The organism is Streptomyces sp. TRM70350 (assembly GCF_019219825.1).
Lineage (GTDB): Bacteria > Actinomycetota > Actinomycetes > Streptomycetales > Streptomycetaceae > Streptomyces.
The window spans coordinates 1-14,421 of sequence record NZ_JAHUXH010000005.1; the positions used below are offsets into that span (position 1 = coordinate 1).

Annotated in this window: 14 protein-coding genes; 7 read left to right on the plus strand and 7 right to left on the minus strand. The window is 69.8% G+C overall.

All coding sequences use genetic code 11. The annotated features are described in order from the left end of the window. Positions 1–132: 132 nt before the first annotated feature. On the minus strand, positions 133–972 hold the full coding sequence (locus KWI83_RS09660; protein ID WP_218513905.1) for a hypothetical protein: 840 nt from the start codon (positions 970–972) through the stop codon (positions 133–135). A 239-nt stretch (positions 973–1,211) separates the two neighbouring features. Between KWI83_RS09660 and KWI83_RS09665 the strand changes: the two genes are divergently transcribed. The 5 genes from KWI83_RS09665 to cseC all read left to right on the plus strand — a co-directional run bounded on the left by KWI83_RS09665 (position 1,212) and on the right by cseC (position 5,770). Beyond that, complete coding sequence (locus KWI83_RS09665; protein ID WP_218513906.1) at positions 1,212–2,159, plus strand: A/G-specific adenine glycosylase; 948 nt, start codon at positions 1,212–1,214, stop codon at positions 2,157–2,159. A gap of 257 nt (positions 2,160–2,416) precedes the next feature. Beyond that, the gene (locus KWI83_RS09670; protein WP_218513907.1) at positions 2,417–2,965 is read left to right on the plus strand and encodes a SigE family RNA polymerase sigma factor; all 549 of its coding nucleotides are present in this window, start codon (positions 2,417–2,419) and stop codon (positions 2,963–2,965) included. Next, positions 2,953–3,645, plus strand: coding sequence for a hypothetical protein (locus tag KWI83_RS09675; protein WP_218513908.1), 693 nt, complete (start codon positions 2,953–2,955; stop codon positions 3,643–3,645). The genes KWI83_RS09670 and KWI83_RS09675 overlap by 13 nt, the downstream gene beginning before the upstream one ends. Before the next feature lie 48 nt (positions 3,646–3,693). Further along, positions 3,694–4,404, plus strand: a complete 711-nt coding sequence (gene cseB, locus KWI83_RS09680) for a two-component system response regulator CseB (RefSeq protein WP_218513909.1) — start codon at positions 3,694–3,696, stop codon at positions 4,402–4,404. Positions 4,405–4,423: 19 nt separating this feature from the next. Further along, positions 4,424–5,770 (plus strand): two-component system sensor histidine kinase CseC, encoded by a 1,347-nt coding sequence (gene cseC, locus KWI83_RS09685; RefSeq protein WP_218513910.1) that lies wholly within the window; start codon positions 4,424–4,426, stop codon positions 5,768–5,770. Between the two features lie 105 nt (positions 5,771–5,875). Here cseC and KWI83_RS09690 read toward each other — a convergent pair whose 3' ends face one another. The 3 genes from KWI83_RS09690 to KWI83_RS09700 are packed head-to-tail and all read right to left on the minus strand — an operon-like array spanning position 5,876 to position 8,410. After that, complete coding sequence (locus tag KWI83_RS09690; RefSeq protein ID WP_218513911.1) at positions 5,876–6,313, minus strand: VOC family protein; 438 nt, start codon at positions 6,311–6,313, stop codon at positions 5,876–5,878. A 59-nt stretch (positions 6,314–6,372) separates the two neighbouring features. Next, a complete protein-coding gene (locus tag KWI83_RS09695) occupies positions 6,373–6,807 on the minus strand; it encodes a helix-turn-helix transcriptional regulator (RefSeq protein WP_256362037.1) in 435 nt (144 codons plus the stop codon). 58 nt (positions 6,808–6,865) lie between these two features. After that, the gene (locus KWI83_RS09700; protein ID WP_218513912.1) at positions 6,866–8,410 is read right to left on the minus strand and encodes an MDR family MFS transporter; all 1,545 of its coding nucleotides are present in this window, start codon (positions 8,408–8,410) and stop codon (positions 6,866–6,868) included. A gap of 128 nt (positions 8,411–8,538) precedes the next feature. Here KWI83_RS09700 and KWI83_RS09705 point away from each other — a divergent pair, with 128 nt between their 5' ends. Then, on the plus strand, positions 8,539–9,120 hold the full coding sequence (locus KWI83_RS09705) for a TetR/AcrR family transcriptional regulator (RefSeq protein WP_218513913.1): 582 nt from the start codon (positions 8,539–8,541) through the stop codon (positions 9,118–9,120). 11 nt (positions 9,121–9,131) lie between these two features. On the opposite strand, the gene KWI83_RS09710 is transcribed toward KWI83_RS09705, so the two are convergent. After that, the gene (locus KWI83_RS09710) at positions 9,132–9,824 is read right to left on the minus strand and encodes a M23 family metallopeptidase (protein WP_218513914.1); all 693 of its coding nucleotides are present in this window, start codon (positions 9,822–9,824) and stop codon (positions 9,132–9,134) included. A gap of 333 nt (positions 9,825–10,157) precedes the next feature. Beyond that, the gene (locus tag KWI83_RS09715) at positions 10,158–10,391 is read right to left on the minus strand and encodes a hypothetical protein (RefSeq protein WP_218513915.1); all 234 of its coding nucleotides are present in this window, start codon (positions 10,389–10,391) and stop codon (positions 10,158–10,160) included. A gap of 617 nt (positions 10,392–11,008) precedes the next feature. Here KWI83_RS09715 and KWI83_RS09720 point away from each other — a divergent pair. Further along, on the plus strand, positions 11,009–11,650 hold the full coding sequence (locus KWI83_RS09720; RefSeq protein WP_218513916.1) for an HAD family acid phosphatase: 642 nt from the start codon (positions 11,009–11,011) through the stop codon (positions 11,648–11,650). A 94-nt stretch (positions 11,651–11,744) separates the two neighbouring features. Here the strand turns inward: KWI83_RS09720 and KWI83_RS09725 are convergent, their stop codons facing one another. Then, positions 11,745–14,270, minus strand: coding sequence for an ATP-dependent Clp protease ATP-binding subunit (locus tag KWI83_RS09725; RefSeq protein ID WP_218513917.1), 2,526 nt, complete (start codon positions 14,268–14,270; stop codon positions 11,745–11,747). Positions 14,271–14,421: the final 151 nt, after the last annotated feature.

Genomic DNA, 14,421 nt, shown 5'->3' on the forward strand with positions numbered 1-14,421 from the left:
CTAGCAGCCGACGGCTGGGCAGCGCCCAAAGGGGCGCGGGGCTGCATCGATATGCGGCTCCGCCGCGTGGGCGCGACCAGCCACAACGGCGCCGCACACGACCACCACGCACCCGCCCTGCCCGCGGAACGGCTAGTCCGCGTCCAGCACGAACGACGTCCGCAACGTCCCGAACCCCGCCGTCTTCCCCTCCAGCAGATACGTCCCCGCCCCGGCCACCCCCGCCGGAGGCGTCCCGCACTCCGGGGCGCTCGGCTTGCGGTCCCACTGCACGGTGTACGTGATGCTGCTCCCCGCCGGCACCCGGTACAGCAGGCTCCCGGCACCCTGGGGACAGTCGGCCGACGACCAGTACGTGTCGTCGCTCCCCGCCTGAGTCACCGTCAGCACCGCACTCCGCGGCCCGAGGTCGACCTTGCAGTCACTGCCGGAGGTGTTCTTCGCGGTCAGCCGGAACGCGGGCGTCTCGTCGGGCGAGTACGCGTTGCGCACGCTGCGCAGGGTCAACGTCACCGCGTTCGCGGTGCACGTGGGCAGCGAGGACCCGGCCGGCAGCGTGTCGCCCGTACCGACACCACCGCCGGAGGCACCCTCAGCCGTACCGCCGGAACCAGCCCCGCCCGAGGCGTCGGACCCACCGGCGTCGCCCGAACCCGCACCGGAACTGTCGCCCGTGCCGTCGCCGGACCCGTCCCCGGCACCGGTCCCGCCGGAGTCCTCGTCGCCCGACTCGTCGCGCCCGCCCGGCGCTTCGGAGATCGCGGGCCCGGAACCGGACGGCCCCGGCGTGATGGAGGGCGCGGGATTCTTGCCGTCGGAGCCGTTCGCGCCAGTGCCGCTTCCGCCGCCGCCGGACGTCACGACCCAGGTGATCAGCAGGGCCAGCAGGGCGACCACGGACAGCAGGACGACCCTCCGTCGCCAGTAGATGGAGGAGGGAAGCGGCCCGACCGGATTGCGCAGAGATCCCACGGCGCAAACTGTACGAGAGATCGGTGCCGTCACTGGCCCCACCCGCCGCCCGGAGCCACAACTTTTACGGATCATCATCCCGGAAACGTCCTGCGGAGCTACGACAGTTGGGTGCGCCGGGCACAGCGGCGAGCCCGCGGGGCCGCGCCGTTCGCACCTTCGGCCGTGGTCTGCCGCCCCGCGAAACGCTCCGCAGCAGCACGGTCGATCCGCCCCGACATGGCAGGATCGGAACTGCCATGACTGCTCCCACAAAGCCCCCGCAGGCCAGCCCCACCGAGGCCCTCCCCGGCTCCCCGCGCGGAGAGATCCGCGGAGAGCACCTCCACTCCCCCGTCATCTCCTGGTTCGACGAGCACGCGCGCGACCTGCCCTGGCGGCGGCCGGAGGCCGGCGCGTGGGGCGTGATGGTCAGCGAGTTCATGCTCCAGCAGACCCCGGTCAACCGCGTGCTGCCCGTCTACGAGCAGTGGCTGGCCCGCTGGCCCCGCCCCGCCGACCTCGCCAAGGAGGCCCCCGGCGAGGCCGTCCGCGCCTGGGGCCGACTCGGCTACCCGCGCCGCGCCCTGCGCCTGCACGGCGCCGCCGTCGCCATAACGGAACGGCACGGCGGCGACGTACCCACCGACCACGCCCAGCTCCTCGCGCTGCCCGGCATCGGCGAGTACACGGCGGCGGCCGTGGCGTCGTTCGCCTACGGACAGCGGCATGCCGTGCTCGACACCAACGTCCGCCGGGTGTTCGCCCGCGCGGTCACCGGCGTGCAGTACCCGCCGAACGCGACGACGGCCGCCGAGCGCAGGCTGGCGCGGGCCCTGCTCCCGGACGACGAGCGGATCGCCGCCCGCTGGGCCGCCGCCTCGATGGAACTGGGCGCGCTGGTGTGCACGGCCAAGAACGAGGGCTGCCACCGCTGCCCGATCGCCGCGCAGTGCGCCTGGCGGCTGGCGGGCAAGCCGGAGCACGAGGGTCCGCCGCGGCGCGGGCAGACGTACGCCGGTACGGACCGTCAGGTGCGCGGCAAGCTGCTCGCCGTGCTGCGCGAGGCGCACGCACCCGTCCCGCAGGCGCTCCTCGACCGGGTGTGGCACGAGCCGGTCCAGCGCGCCCGCGCCCTGGACGGCCTGGTCTCCGACGGTCTGGTGGAGCCGCTGCCGGGCGGCTTGTACCGGCTGCCGCTGAGCTGACGTACAGAAGGATCACAGCCCGGGCGCACCGTCGCGTCCCAGCGCAGGCCACCCCTTCCGGCCCCCAAATCACCCCAAACCAACCCCATCTGAGCTGCACTTTTAACCATTTCCTACTTCCGTTACACAACTGACGGACAGCCGAGCGTTCGCCGCAGGCTGCTTCGGACAGCCCCGTGACAACGCCTCCGTAGCTTCATTTCTGCGCCCGGCAGTGGGGCGCAGGGACAGAAAAACGGGGATGGAGGCGGTTGATCATGGAGCAGGGTGGCGTGGGCGAAGTGCTCGAGTTCGAGGAGTACGTCCGCACCCGGCAGGACGCGCTGTTGCGCAGCGCCCGTCGGCTGGTCCCGGACCCGGTCGACGCCCAGGACCTGCTCCAGACGGCACTGGCCCGGACGTACGGCCGCTGGGACGGCATAGCCGACAAGCGACTGGCGGACGCCTATCTGCGCCGGGTCATGATCAACACGCGGACCGAGTGGTGGCGGGCCCGCAAGCTGGAGGAGGTGCCCACCGAGCAGCTCCCGGAGGCATGCGTGGACGACTCCTCGGAGCAGCACGCGGACCGTGCCCTGCTGATGGACGTCATGAGGGTGCTGGCCCCCAAGCAGCGCAGTGTGGTCGTGCTGCGACACTGGGAACAGATGTCCACGGAGGAGACGGCCGCAGCCCTCGGCATGTCGGCCGGAACGGTCAAGAGCACGCTGCACCGGGCGCTCGCCCGGCTCCGGGAGGAGCTGGAGGCCCGCGATCTGGACGCACGCGCGCTGGAGCGTGAGGAGCGGGAGCGTTGCGCGGCCTGACCGGCAGGGCCGGTGTCGACACCGGCCCCGGGCCCACCCCGGCCCGAGGCACCTTGCAGGCGGTGATCACGGCGGTGACCGTGCTCACCGCCCTGAGCCTTTTACTGTCCGCCTGTGCCACGGGCGGCACCGGTGCCCGGGACGAGGGTCCGGCGCACGACGACTCGGTGGCGGACACGGCGACGACTCCGGCCGCCCACGCCTCCGCGGTGCCCGAGTCCAGGACGCTGTCCCGGGCCGCGGCGGTCAGGCTGCTGCTGTCGGATCCGCATGTCTCGGCGGCGGTCAAACGCGACCTGAAGCCGTGCGTCGCCGACGAGTACCCGGTCGACCTGTCGTACGGCGATCTGACCGGCGGGGATGTCGAGGACGTCGTCGTCAACGTCGTGACCTGCAGCGACGTCGTCGGCATCGGCTCGTACGTGTATCGCGAGGAGGGCGGTTCCTACCAGAATGTCTTCAAGGCGGAAGAGCCGCCGGTCTATGCCGAGATAGACCGCGGTGACCTGGTGATCACCAAACAGGTGTACGAGAAGGGCGACCCGGTGTCCAGCCCGTCCGGCGAGAACGTGATCACGTACCGCTGGAGCGCGGGACGCTTCACCGAGGAGTACCGCACGCGCAACGACTACAGCACGGTCGTCGGGGCCGAGCCGACCGTGGCGCCCGAGAGCAACTGACCGAGCACCGACCCAACGGACCCCAACGGATACGGACTGAGAGCACGGATGGCAGACCAGACCCACGTCCTGTTCGTCGAGGACGACGACGTCATCCGCGAGGCCACCCAGCTCGCCCTGGAGCGGGACGGCTTCGCGGTCACCGCGATGCCCGACGGCCTGTCGGGGCTGGAGGCGTTCCGGGCGAACCGGCCGGACATCGCTCTGCTGGACGTCATGGTGCCGGGCCTCGACGGGGTCAGTCTGTGCCGCCGTATCCGCGACGAGTCGACCGTGCCAGTGATCATGCTGTCGGCGCGGGCCGACTCGATCGACGTGGTCCTCGGCCTGGAGGCGGGCGCCGACGACTACGTGACCAAGCCGTTCGACGGTGCCGTGCTGGTCGCCCGGATCCGGGCGGTGCTGCGCCGGTTCGGGCACGCGAGTGGCGGCGCGGCGGGTCGGCCGGAGGGGGCGGACTCCTCGGCCGGCGGCGGGGTGCTGACCTTCGGGGATCTGGAGGTCGACACCGAGGGCATGGAGGTGCGCAAGGCCGGCCGCCCGGTGGCGCTCACACCGACCGAGATGCGGCTGCTGCTGGAGTTCTCCTCCGCGCCGGGCACGGTGCTGTCCCGGGACAAGCTGCTGGAGCGCGTGTGGGACTACGGCTGGGGCGGGGACACCCGCGTCGTCGACGTCCATGTGCAGCGGCTGCGTACGAAGATCGGTCAGGACCGGATCGAGACGGTCCGCGGCTTCGGCTACAAGCTGAAGCCCTGAGGCGGGGCGGGACACGTCGATGCGGGGGATCACCCGACGCCTGGTCGGGGCGCGTGTGCGGTGTACGGGTATCCGTACGGGACTCAAGTGGAAGCTCAGCGCGGCGATCACGCTGGTCGGCGCGCTGGTCGCGATCGTGCTCAGCCTGGTCGTGCACAACGCCGCCCGGGTCTCGATGCTGGACAACGCCCGCGACCTCGCCGACGAGCGGGTGCGGATCGCCCAGCGCAACTACGAGCTGTCCGGGCGGCCCAACTTCCCCGACATCAAGATCGACGACCCGGACCTGCCGTCCGCGCTGCGGGCGAAGGTCGAGGCCGGGCGGCGGGCGACCTACGTGACCGACCGGCCCGGTGGCGGGCCGGGCATCTGGGCGGCCGTGCCGCTCAAGGACGGGCGTGTGCTGTCCCTGCACACCGGGTTCACCGACCGCAGCACGGACATCCTCAAGGACCTCGACCAGGCCCTGGTCATCGGCTCCATCGCGGTGGTTCTCGGCGGCAGCGCGCTCGGCGTGCTCATCGGCGGGCAGCTGTCGCGCCGGCTGCGCAAGGCGGCGTCCGCCGCGAACCAGGTCGCCAGGGGCGAGCCGGACGTGCGGGTGCGCGAGGCCATCGGCGGGGTCGTGCGGGACGAGACCGACGACCTCGCGCGGGCCGTGGACGCGATGGCGGACACGCTTCAGCAGCGGCTGGAGGCGGAGCGCCGGGTCACCGCCGACATCGCGCACGAGCTGCGCACGCCGGTGACGGGGCTGCTGACCGCCGCCGAGCTGCTGCCGCCGGGCCGCCCGACCGAGCTGGTGCTGGACCGGGCGAAGGCCATGCGCACGCTCGTCGAGGACGTGCTGGAGGTGGCCCGCCTCGACGGGGCCTCCGAGCGGGCCGAGCTGCAGGACATCATGCTGGGCGAGTTCGTCGCCCGGCGGGTGGCGGCGAAGGACGCGGAGATCGGCGTGCAGGTGGTGCACGAGTCGGAGGTGACGACCGATCCGCGCCGCCTGGAACGCGTGCTGTTCAATCTGCTCGCCAACGCCGCCCGGCACGGCAGGCCGCCCATAGAGGTCACCGTCGAGGGCCGGGTCATCCGCGTCCGCGACCATGGGCCGGGCTTCCCCGAGGACCTGCTGGCCGAGGGCCCGAGCCGGTTCCGTACCGGCAGCAAGGACCGCGCCGGGGTCGGTCACGGCCTGGGCCTGACCATCGCGGCCGGTCAGGCGAGGGTGCTGGGCGCCCGCCTGACCTTCCGCAACGTCCGCCCACCGGGGGCCGCCGACCACAGACCGGCCGAGGGCGCGGTCGCCGTCCTGTGGCTGCCGGAACACGCGCCGACGAACACGGGGAGTTATCCGATGCCGGCCGACTGAGCGCTCCGCGGGAAGCCGCGATCGGCCGCCGATCGTCTGAAGGCTGCTCGTGGCACGCCGTGACTGGTCGTGGCAGGTCGTGGCTGGTCCACGACAGGGGTCGGCTCAGACGCCGAAGTCCTTCGAGAAGTCCAGCTCCTCGCTGCGCTCCGTCAGCGAGTACCAGTTGCCGTTGTCGTCGCGGAAGATCGCCTCCACCCCGTACGGCCGCTCCTGCGGCTCCTGCAGGAACTCCACCCCGCGCGCCCGGAACGTCTCGTAGTCACCCCGGCAGTCGTCCGTACGGAACGCGCCCGCGCCGATGACCCCCTTGCTGACCAGCTTCTTCAGCGCCTCGGAGGACTCGGCGTCGAGACCGGGCCCGTCCAGGCTCATCAGGGCCAGCTCCACGTCCGGCTGCTCCTTGGCGCCGACGGTGACCCACCGCATGTCGCCCATCGGGACCTCGCTGCGCACCTCGAAGCCGAGCTTCTCGGTGAAGAAGGCCTTGGTGCGCTGCTGGTCGAAGGTCCACACGGTGGTGATGCCCAGGCCGGTGATCATGGCTCTGCTCTCCTGCGTCGGGTAACGGCTTGTGTTCGTCACCGTAGGCAGGGCACGGCTCAGGGCGCTTCTCCAGAATTGCGGTCCTGATCGGGGAGCGCGCGCCGTGGGAAACCGCCGGCCCACAGCATCGCGTAGCACCCGGGTATCAGGGCCGCCCCGCTGCCGACGTGCTTCGTCCGGTACTCGCTGGGCGTCAGACCGGTGCGCGCCTTGAAGCGGGTCGAGAAGGTGCCGAGGCTGCTGAAGCCGACCAGGTGGCAGATCTCCGTGACGGTGAGGTCGGCGGCGCGCAGCAGTTCCTCCGCCCGCTCGATCCGGCGGTGCGTGAGGTACTGGCCGGGTGTCTCGCCGTATGCCTCCTTGAAGGCGCGGACGAAGTGGTACCGCGAGTACCCGGCGTGTGCGGCGACCGCGTCCAGGTCGAGTGCGGGGTCGGCCCAGTCGCGGTCCATCGCGTCCTTCGCCAGCCGCAGCCGGCGCATCTTGTCCATGCGCCCGATCGTGACACGGGGCACTGACATCGGCCTCGGCGCCTTGCGTCCGCCCGGCTCAGACCGCCTCGCTCACCTGCGCCGGAGCCGCAGCCGCCTCCTCCGTCTTCGGCGCCGCCCCCTTCAGCGGCACCTCCTTCACGAACACCGCCGCGACCAGCGCCACCACGGCCACCGCCGCGCCCAGCAGAAACGCCCCGTGCGTCCCCGCGGACACCGCGTGCTGGTACGCCTCCCGGGCCGCCGCCGGCAGCTTGGCCAGGCTCGCGGCGTCCAGCTGGGCGGACTGTTCGGTCACCTTCGAGCCCAGCGCGCCGGCCCGCTCGGCCATGACGTCCTGGACCCGGTGGTTGAAGAGCGCGCCCATGATCGCGACGCCGAAGGAGGAGCCGAGGGTGCGGAAGAGGGTGGTGGAGGAGGACGCGACGCCCATGTCCTTCATCTCCACACTGTTCTGCGCGACCAGCATGGTGATCTGCATCAGGCAGCCCATGCCGAGCCCGACCACCGCCATGTACACACCGGAGGTCAGCCGCGAGGTCTCCGTGTCCATCAGGGACAGCAGATACAGCCCGACGACCAGCAGCGCACCGCCCAGCAGCGGGAACACCTTGTACCGCCCGGTCTGCGTGGTCACCCGTCCGGCCACCATCGACGTGACGAGCATCGCGCCGAGCATCGGCAGGAGCAGCAGCCCGGAGTTGGTCGCGGAGGCGCCCTGCACCGACTGCTGGTACAGCGGCAGGAACAGGGTCGCGCCGAACATCACGAAGCCGACGATGAATCCGATCACGGACATCAGCGTGAAGTTGAGGCTGCGGAAGATGTGCAGCGGCAGGATCGGCTCGGCGGCGCGGGCCTGCCAGAACACGAACCCGACCAGCGCGGCGACACCGATCCCGATCAGCTCCATGATCACCGCGGAGGTCCAGGCGTACTCCGTACCACCCCAGGTGGTGACCAGCACGATGGCGGTGATGCCGACGGTCAGCAGCGCGGCGCCCAGGTAGTCGATCCGGGCTTCGGAGCGCTTCTTCGGCAGATGCAGTACGGCGCTGATGGCGACCAGCGCGATGGCGCCGAGCGGCAGGTTGATGTAGAAGGTCCAGCGCCAGCCCCAGTGGTCGGTGATGGTGCCGCCGACCAGCGGGCCGCCGATCATCGCCAGCGCCATGACACCGGCCATCATGCCCTGGTACCTGCCGCGCTCCCGGGGCGGTATCAGGTCACCGATGATCGCCATCACGCCGACCATCAGCCCGCCGGCGCCCAGTCCCTGCACGGCCCGGAACGCGATCAGCTGCCCCATGTCCTGAGCCATGCCGCTGAGCACGGAGCCGATGAGGAAGAGCACGATCGAGCTGAGGAAGACGCCCTTGCGCCCGTACAGGTCGCCGAGCTTGCCCCAGATCGGGGTGGAGGCCGCGGTCGCCAGGGTGTACGACGTCACCACCCACGACAGGTGTTCCAGACCGCCCAGATCGCCGACGATCGTCGGCATCGCCGTGCCGATGATCATGTTGTCGAGCATCGCGAGCATCATCGCGATCATCAGGGCGAGCAGGACGACCCGCACGCTCCTCGGCTGCTTCCCGTCTTGCACCGCTCCCCCAACTTACTTGCCGCCCGGCTAGTTCCAGCGCGAACGTAGCTCGCGAACTAGCCGGGCGTCAAGTAAGTTTTTCTTTGCCAGGCAGTTGCCAGGAAGCACGAGGACGGACAGGCGGCACGATGGACGGCACCAAGCAGCGACGACGCGGGGACACCCGTCGGCGCATCCAGGACGTGGCCCTGGACCTCTTCGCCGAACAGGGCTACGAGAAGACATCCCTGCGCGAGATCGCCGAACACCTGAATGTCACCAAGGCGGCGCTCTACTACCACTTCAAGACCAAGGAAGAGATCCTGGTCAGCATCTTCGACGACCTGATGCAGCCGATCGACGAGTTGATCGAGTGGGGCCGCCGTCAGCCGCACACCCTGGAGACGAAGCAGCAGATCGTACGGCGCTACAGCGAACACCTCGCCGACGCCGCGCCGTTGTTCCGCTTCATGCACGAGAACCAGGCGACGGTACGGGAGTTGCGCATCGGCGACCTGTTCAAGGAACGGATGAAGGGCCTGCGCCACATCATCATCGACCGGGACGCCACCCTGGCCGACCAGGTCCGCTGCGTGAGCGCCATCTTCACGCTGCACGCCGGGATGGTCTTCGTGATGCAGGAACTCGAAGGCGACCCCGAGGACAAGCGCGAGGCCATCCTCGAAGTCGCCGTCGACATGGTGACGCAGGCGCACAAGGGTGCGAGCTAGGTCACACTCCCTCAGAGCCTGACGCCCTTGGTCCGCAGGAAGGCGACCGGGTCTATCGCGGTGCCGTAGTTGGCGGTGGTGCGGATCTCGAAGTGCAGGTGCGGACCGCTGGAGTTGCCGGTGTTGCCGGACAGGGCGATGCGCTGGCCGGTCGCGACGACCTGGCCGACCTTCACGTCGACGCGGGACAGGTGGGCGTACTGCGAGAAGGTCCCGTTGCCGTGCTTGATGACGACGGCGTTGCCGTACGCGGGGCCGTCACCGGCGCCGTTGCCGCCGGCCTTGACGACCGTACCGCCGTGCGCGGCCACGACCTTGGTGCCGGTGGCCACGGCGAAGTCCTGCCCGCTGTGGGTGGACTGCCACATACCGCCGGCCTGGGCGTAGCTGGCGCTGAGCCGGTAGCCCTTCACCGGGCTGACCCAGGAGGCGGCCTTCTTGGCGGCGGCCGACTTGGCAACCACCTTGGCATTCGCCTTCTTGGCCGCGGCGACCTCGGCCGCCTTGGCCTGAGCCGCGGCCTGCGCCTCGACGGCCTGCGCGACACCGGTGGTGGCGGTCGTGGCAGTGGCCGTGGTGCTGTTGGCGGCGGCCGCGACCCCGGTCCCCAGCACGACCGAGGCGCCGAGACCGGCAGCCAGCACGGCCGCGCGGGTGCGGAGCTGGAACGTACGGGAAGAACGGGACGTGACACGCGTGGACATGCGGAACCTCATGGGGGCGGGGACAGAGAAACCACTCGGCGCGAAAGGCGCCTGCCGGGTGGGCCATCCCTTGGTACCCGGCGGACCCATAAAGCCCAAAACATGTGATCTACGATGGAATCTAGTAGCTCACCACAAAACTCCAGGAGTCTTGACAGAGGCCCCATCCAGGCTTATTCCGCCTAAGTCGGCGAATCCGACACCTGAGTTACGAGAAAAAAGTCCGTTTTTGCCCGAAGCGGCCTTTCCACTATTCCGGCTAGTACCGGACAAATCGCCTGTGCGGCATATCACCGGCGGGCAAGATCCAACCGCCCCGGAATGTGACCGACGCTACGCTGCCGCTTCCTGCCAACAGGGGTCAGGGGAAGGCCGGGTGGAGCCGTCGGTCATCGGCAGCCGAGTCGACTCCTCCGATCGCTGGTCCAGTGGCTGGCGGTCGCCGCGCCCCGCGGCGAGCGCGGCGGCCGCATCCCCTTCGGCCTCCCCGACGGCGTCCACCTCACCGAACTCCCCCAGTTCCAGCTGCTCCAGCGGCTTGCCCAGCGGCTGATCCCCAACAACCATTCGGAGGTGGACCGCGAGCGGGCCGAACGCCTCATCGCCGAGGTCCTCCCCTTCCCCCCGCCGCGGCTTGCCACGGCCCCGCCCCGTCGATCCTCCGGCACCTGCTGGTCCGCAGCGGCCTGCTGCGCGACCCGTCCCTCGGCACCGTGGAGTTCGTCCACCGCCCCTTCCAGGGCCACCTGGGCGCGACAGCGGCGGTGGAGGACGGGGACTTCGGGCTGCTGGTGCGGGGCGCGGCGGACGAGCAGTGGGCGGATGTGATCCGGATGGCGGTGGCGCATGCCCGGCCGCGGGAACGGGCGGACTGCTGCGGGAGTTGGTGGCATCGCGTCGGTCATCGGCACGGACGCCGCCCTGCCCGTCCGCGCCCAACTCGCCTGGACCTGGTACCGGTTCCCGACCAGGCGGTTCAACTGGGGGGTCGTCGAGGGCCTTTCGGAGGACCCTGCTCCCGGTCCCGCCCGTGACCAAGAGGACGCGCGCCCCGATGTGACGCACGCCTCTATGCACCTACCCTCCAGTAACCCTACGGTTCCTCTCGCGCCACCCTCACGCACGAACATGCACACGACATGCCGGTCACCGTACGGACCCGTACGGACGTGAAGGGACCCCAGATGACGAGACGACGCCCCTGGGCGAGCCGCACCGCCGCAACCGCCGTCGCCGCGGCCGCCCTCGTGGCCATCGCCGCCCCCGCCGAGGCCGCGACCAGCACCGCCACGGCCACCGCGAGCACCGCGGCCACCACCTCCGCCGCCGCGGACGTCGACTACGACACCTGGCAGAAGGACTGCCAGGCCGTGATGGACCAGGCGCTGCCGTACCTGAAGCAGCGGATCGCCCAGGCCGAGCCGGGCGAGAAGCAGGCGATCGTCTTCGACATCGACAACACCACCCTGGAGACCGACTTCGGCTTCAGCTACCCGCAGCCCGCCAACAAGCCGGTCCTGGAGGTCGCCGAGTACGCCCAGCAGCGCGGCGTCGACATCTTCTTCGTCACCGCCCGCCCGGGCATCATCCACGCGCCCACCGAGTACAACCTGGAGAAGGTCGGCTACGAGGTCGACGGCCTCTACCTCCGCGGCTTCTTCGACCTCTTCAAGGACGTCGCCGCCTACAAGACGGCCCAGCGCGTGAACATCGAGTCCAAGGGCTACACGATCATCGCCAACATCGGCAACAACACCACCGACCTGTCGGGCGGCCACGCCGAGAAGACGTACAAGCTGCCGGACTACGACGGGCAGTTGTCCTGAGCCGATCAGGCCATCAGCAAAAGGGGCTGCCCCGGGACCTGGTCCCGGGGCAGCCCCTTTGTTCAAGCTGAGCTGTTCAAGCCGAGCGCAGCGGCTACGCGTCCTTGCTCAGGTTCGGACCCGCTCCACCGGCCGCCTGCTCGATCGGCGGGACGTCCGGCAGGGCCGACTTCTCCTCACCGCGGAAGGTGAAGGTCTTGGTCTCGCCCTCGCCCTCGGTGTCCACGACCACGATGTGGCCGGGGCGCAGCTCGCCGAAGAGGATCTTCTCCGACAGGGAGTCCTCGATCTCGCGCTGGATGGTCCGGCGCAGCGGCCGGGCGCCCAGCACGGGGTCGTAACCCTTCTGGGACAGCAGCTCCTTCGCGGACTGGGAGAGCTCGATGCCCATGTCCCGGTCCTTCAGCCGCTCGTCCACCTTGCTGATCATCAGGTCGACGATCCGCAGGATGTCGGCCTGGGTCAGCTGCGGGAAGACCACCACGTCGTCGACGCGGTTGAGGAACTCGGGCCGGAAGTGCTGCTTGAGCTCGTCCGAGACCTTGTTCTTCATGCGCTCGTAGTTGGTCTTCGTGTCGCCCGCGGCGGCGAAGCCGAGGTTGAAGCCCTTGGAGATGTCCCGGGTGCCGAGGTTGGTCGTCATGATGATGACCGTGTTCTTGAAGTCCACGACCCGGCCCTGGGAGTCGGTCAGACGACCGTCCTCCAGGATCTGCAGCAGCGAGTTGAAGATGTCCGGGTGGGCCTTCTCGACCTCGTCGAAGAGGACGACCGAGAACGGCTTGCGGCGCACCTTCTCCGTCAGCTGGCCGCCCTCCTCGTAGCCCACGTAGCCGGGGGGCGAACCGAACAGACGCGACACCGTGTGCTTCTCGCTGAACTCCGACATGTCGAGGGAGATCAGCGCGTCCTCGTCACCGAACAGGAACTCGGCGAGCGCCTTGGACAGCTCGGTCTTACCGACACCGGACGGGCCCGCGAAGATGAACGAACCACCCGGACGCTTCGGGTCCTTCAGACCGGCGCGCGTACGGCGGATCGCCTTCGACAGCGCCTTGACGGCGTCGTCCTGGCCGATGACCCGCTTGTGCAGCTCGTCCTCCATGCGGAGCAGACGGCTGGACTCCTCCTCGGTCAGCTTGAAGACCGGGATGCCGGTGGCCGTGGCGAGGACCTCGGCGATCAGCTCGCCGTCGACCTCGGCGACGACGTCCATGTCGCCGGCCTTCCACTCCTTCTCCCGCTTGGCCTTGGCGGCCAGGAGCTGCTTCTCCTTGTCGCGGAGAGAGGCGGCCTTCTCGAAGTCCTGCGAGTCGATCGCGGACTCCTTGTCCCGGCGGACACCGGCGATCTTCTCGTCGAACTCGCGCAGGTCCGGCGGCGCGGTCATCCGGCGGATACGCATCCTCGATCCGGCCTCGTCGATCAGGTCGATCGCCTTGTCGGGGAGGAAGCGGTCCGAGATGTACCGGTCGGCCAGGGTGGCGGCCTGGACCAGCGCCTCGTCGGTGATCGAGACGCGGTGGTGCGCCTCGTACCGGTCGCGCAGGCCCTTGAGGATCTCGATCGTGTGCGGCAGGGACGGCTCCGCGACCTGGATCGGCTGGAAGCGGCGCTCCAGGGCCGCGTCCTTCTCCAGGTGCTTGCGGTACTCGTCCAGCGTGGTCGCACCGATGGTCTGCAGCTCACCGCGGGCCAGCATCGGCTTCAGGATGCTCGCCGCGTCGATGGCGCCCTCGGCGGCACCCGCACCGACCAGCGTGTGCAGCTCGTCGATGAACAGGATGATGTCGCCGCGGGTGCGGATCTCCTTGAGCACCTTCTTCAGGCGCTCCTCGAAGTCACCGCGGTAGCGGGAGCCGGCGACCAGGGCGCCGAGGTCCAGCGTGTAGAGGTGCTTGTCCTTCAGCGTCTCGGGCACCTCGCCCTTGACGATGGCCTGGGCGAGGCCCTCGACGACGGCGGTCTTGCCGACGCCGGGCTCACCGATCAGCACCGGGTTGTTCTTCGTACGGCGGGACAGCACCTGCATGACCCGCTCGATCTCCTTCTCGCGCCCGATGACCGGGTCGAGCTTGGACTCCCGAGCGGCCTGGGTGAGGTTCCGGCCGAACTGGTCGAGGACCAGGGACGTCGAGGGCGTGCCCTCGGCAGGCCCGCCGGCGGTGGCGGTCTCCTTGCCCTGGTAACCGGAGAGCAGCTGGATCACCTGCTGCCGCACGCGGTTCAGATCTGCGCCCAGCTTGACCAGGACCTGGGCGGCGACGCCCTCGCCCTCGCGGATCAGGCCGAGCAGGATGTGCTCCGTGCCGATGTAGTTGTGGCCCAGCTGAAGCGCCTCGCGGAGCGACAGCTCCAGCACCTTCTTGGCACGGGGGGTGAAGGGGATGTGACCCGACGGGGCCTGCTGGCCCTGCCCGATGATCTCCTCCACCTGCTGGCGGACCGCCTCGAGCGAAATCCCGAGGCTCTCAAGGGCCTTGGCGGCGACACCCTCACCCTCGTGGATCAGGCCCAGGAGGATGTGCTCGGTGCCGATGTAGTTGTGGTTGAGCATCCGGGCTTCTTCCTGAGCCAGGACGACAACCCGCCGCGCGCGGTCGGTGAACCTCTCGAACATCGTTAATCGCTCCTCAGAGCGGTCAGGCAGTGGGGGGAACTTCCCCTCCCTGTCCTTCCGCAGCTTAGTCCCGCAAGCGGGGACCGCTCATTCCAACTGCCGACACCGTCGATGGCCTCCTGACCCCGCTAACGCCGACATCTGCTCCAAC

What these genes read in the sequence shown, in the direction of transcription:
- KWI83_RS09710 (WP_218513914.1), bottom strand. Translation starts at nt 9,824, where the DNA reads ATGTCCACGCGTGTCACGTCCCGTTCTTCCCGTACGTTCCAGCTCCGC.
- KWI83_RS09705 (WP_218513913.1), top strand. Translation starts at nt 8,539, where the DNA reads ATGGACGGCACCAAGCAGCGACGACGCGGGGACACCCGTCGGCGCATC.
- KWI83_RS09715 (WP_218513915.1), bottom strand. Translation starts at nt 10,391, where the DNA reads ATGGTTGTTGGGGATCAGCCGCTGGGCAAGCCGCTGGAGCAGCTGGAA.
- KWI83_RS09690 (WP_218513911.1), bottom strand. Translation starts at nt 6,313, where the DNA reads ATGATCACCGGCCTGGGCATCACCACCGTGTGGACCTTCGACCAGCAG.
- KWI83_RS09670 (WP_218513907.1), top strand. Translation starts at nt 2,417, where the DNA reads ATGGAGCAGGGTGGCGTGGGCGAAGTGCTCGAGTTCGAGGAGTACGTC.
- cseB (WP_218513909.1), top strand. Translation starts at nt 3,694, where the DNA reads ATGGCAGACCAGACCCACGTCCTGTTCGTCGAGGACGACGACGTCATC.
- KWI83_RS09725 (WP_218513917.1), bottom strand. Translation starts at nt 14,270, where the DNA reads ATGTTCGAGAGGTTCACCGACCGCGCGCGGCGGGTTGTCGTCCTGGCT.
- KWI83_RS09695 (WP_256362037.1), bottom strand. Translation starts at nt 6,807, where the DNA reads ATGGACAAGATGCGCCGGCTGCGGCTGGCGAAGGACGCGATGGACCGC.
- KWI83_RS09720 (WP_218513916.1), top strand. Translation starts at nt 11,009, where the DNA reads ATGACGAGACGACGCCCCTGGGCGAGCCGCACCGCCGCAACCGCCGTC.
- cseC (WP_218513910.1), top strand. Translation starts at nt 4,424, where the DNA reads ATGCGGGGGATCACCCGACGCCTGGTCGGGGCGCGTGTGCGGTGTACG.
- KWI83_RS09665 (WP_218513906.1), top strand. Translation starts at nt 1,212, where the DNA reads ATGACTGCTCCCACAAAGCCCCCGCAGGCCAGCCCCACCGAGGCCCTC.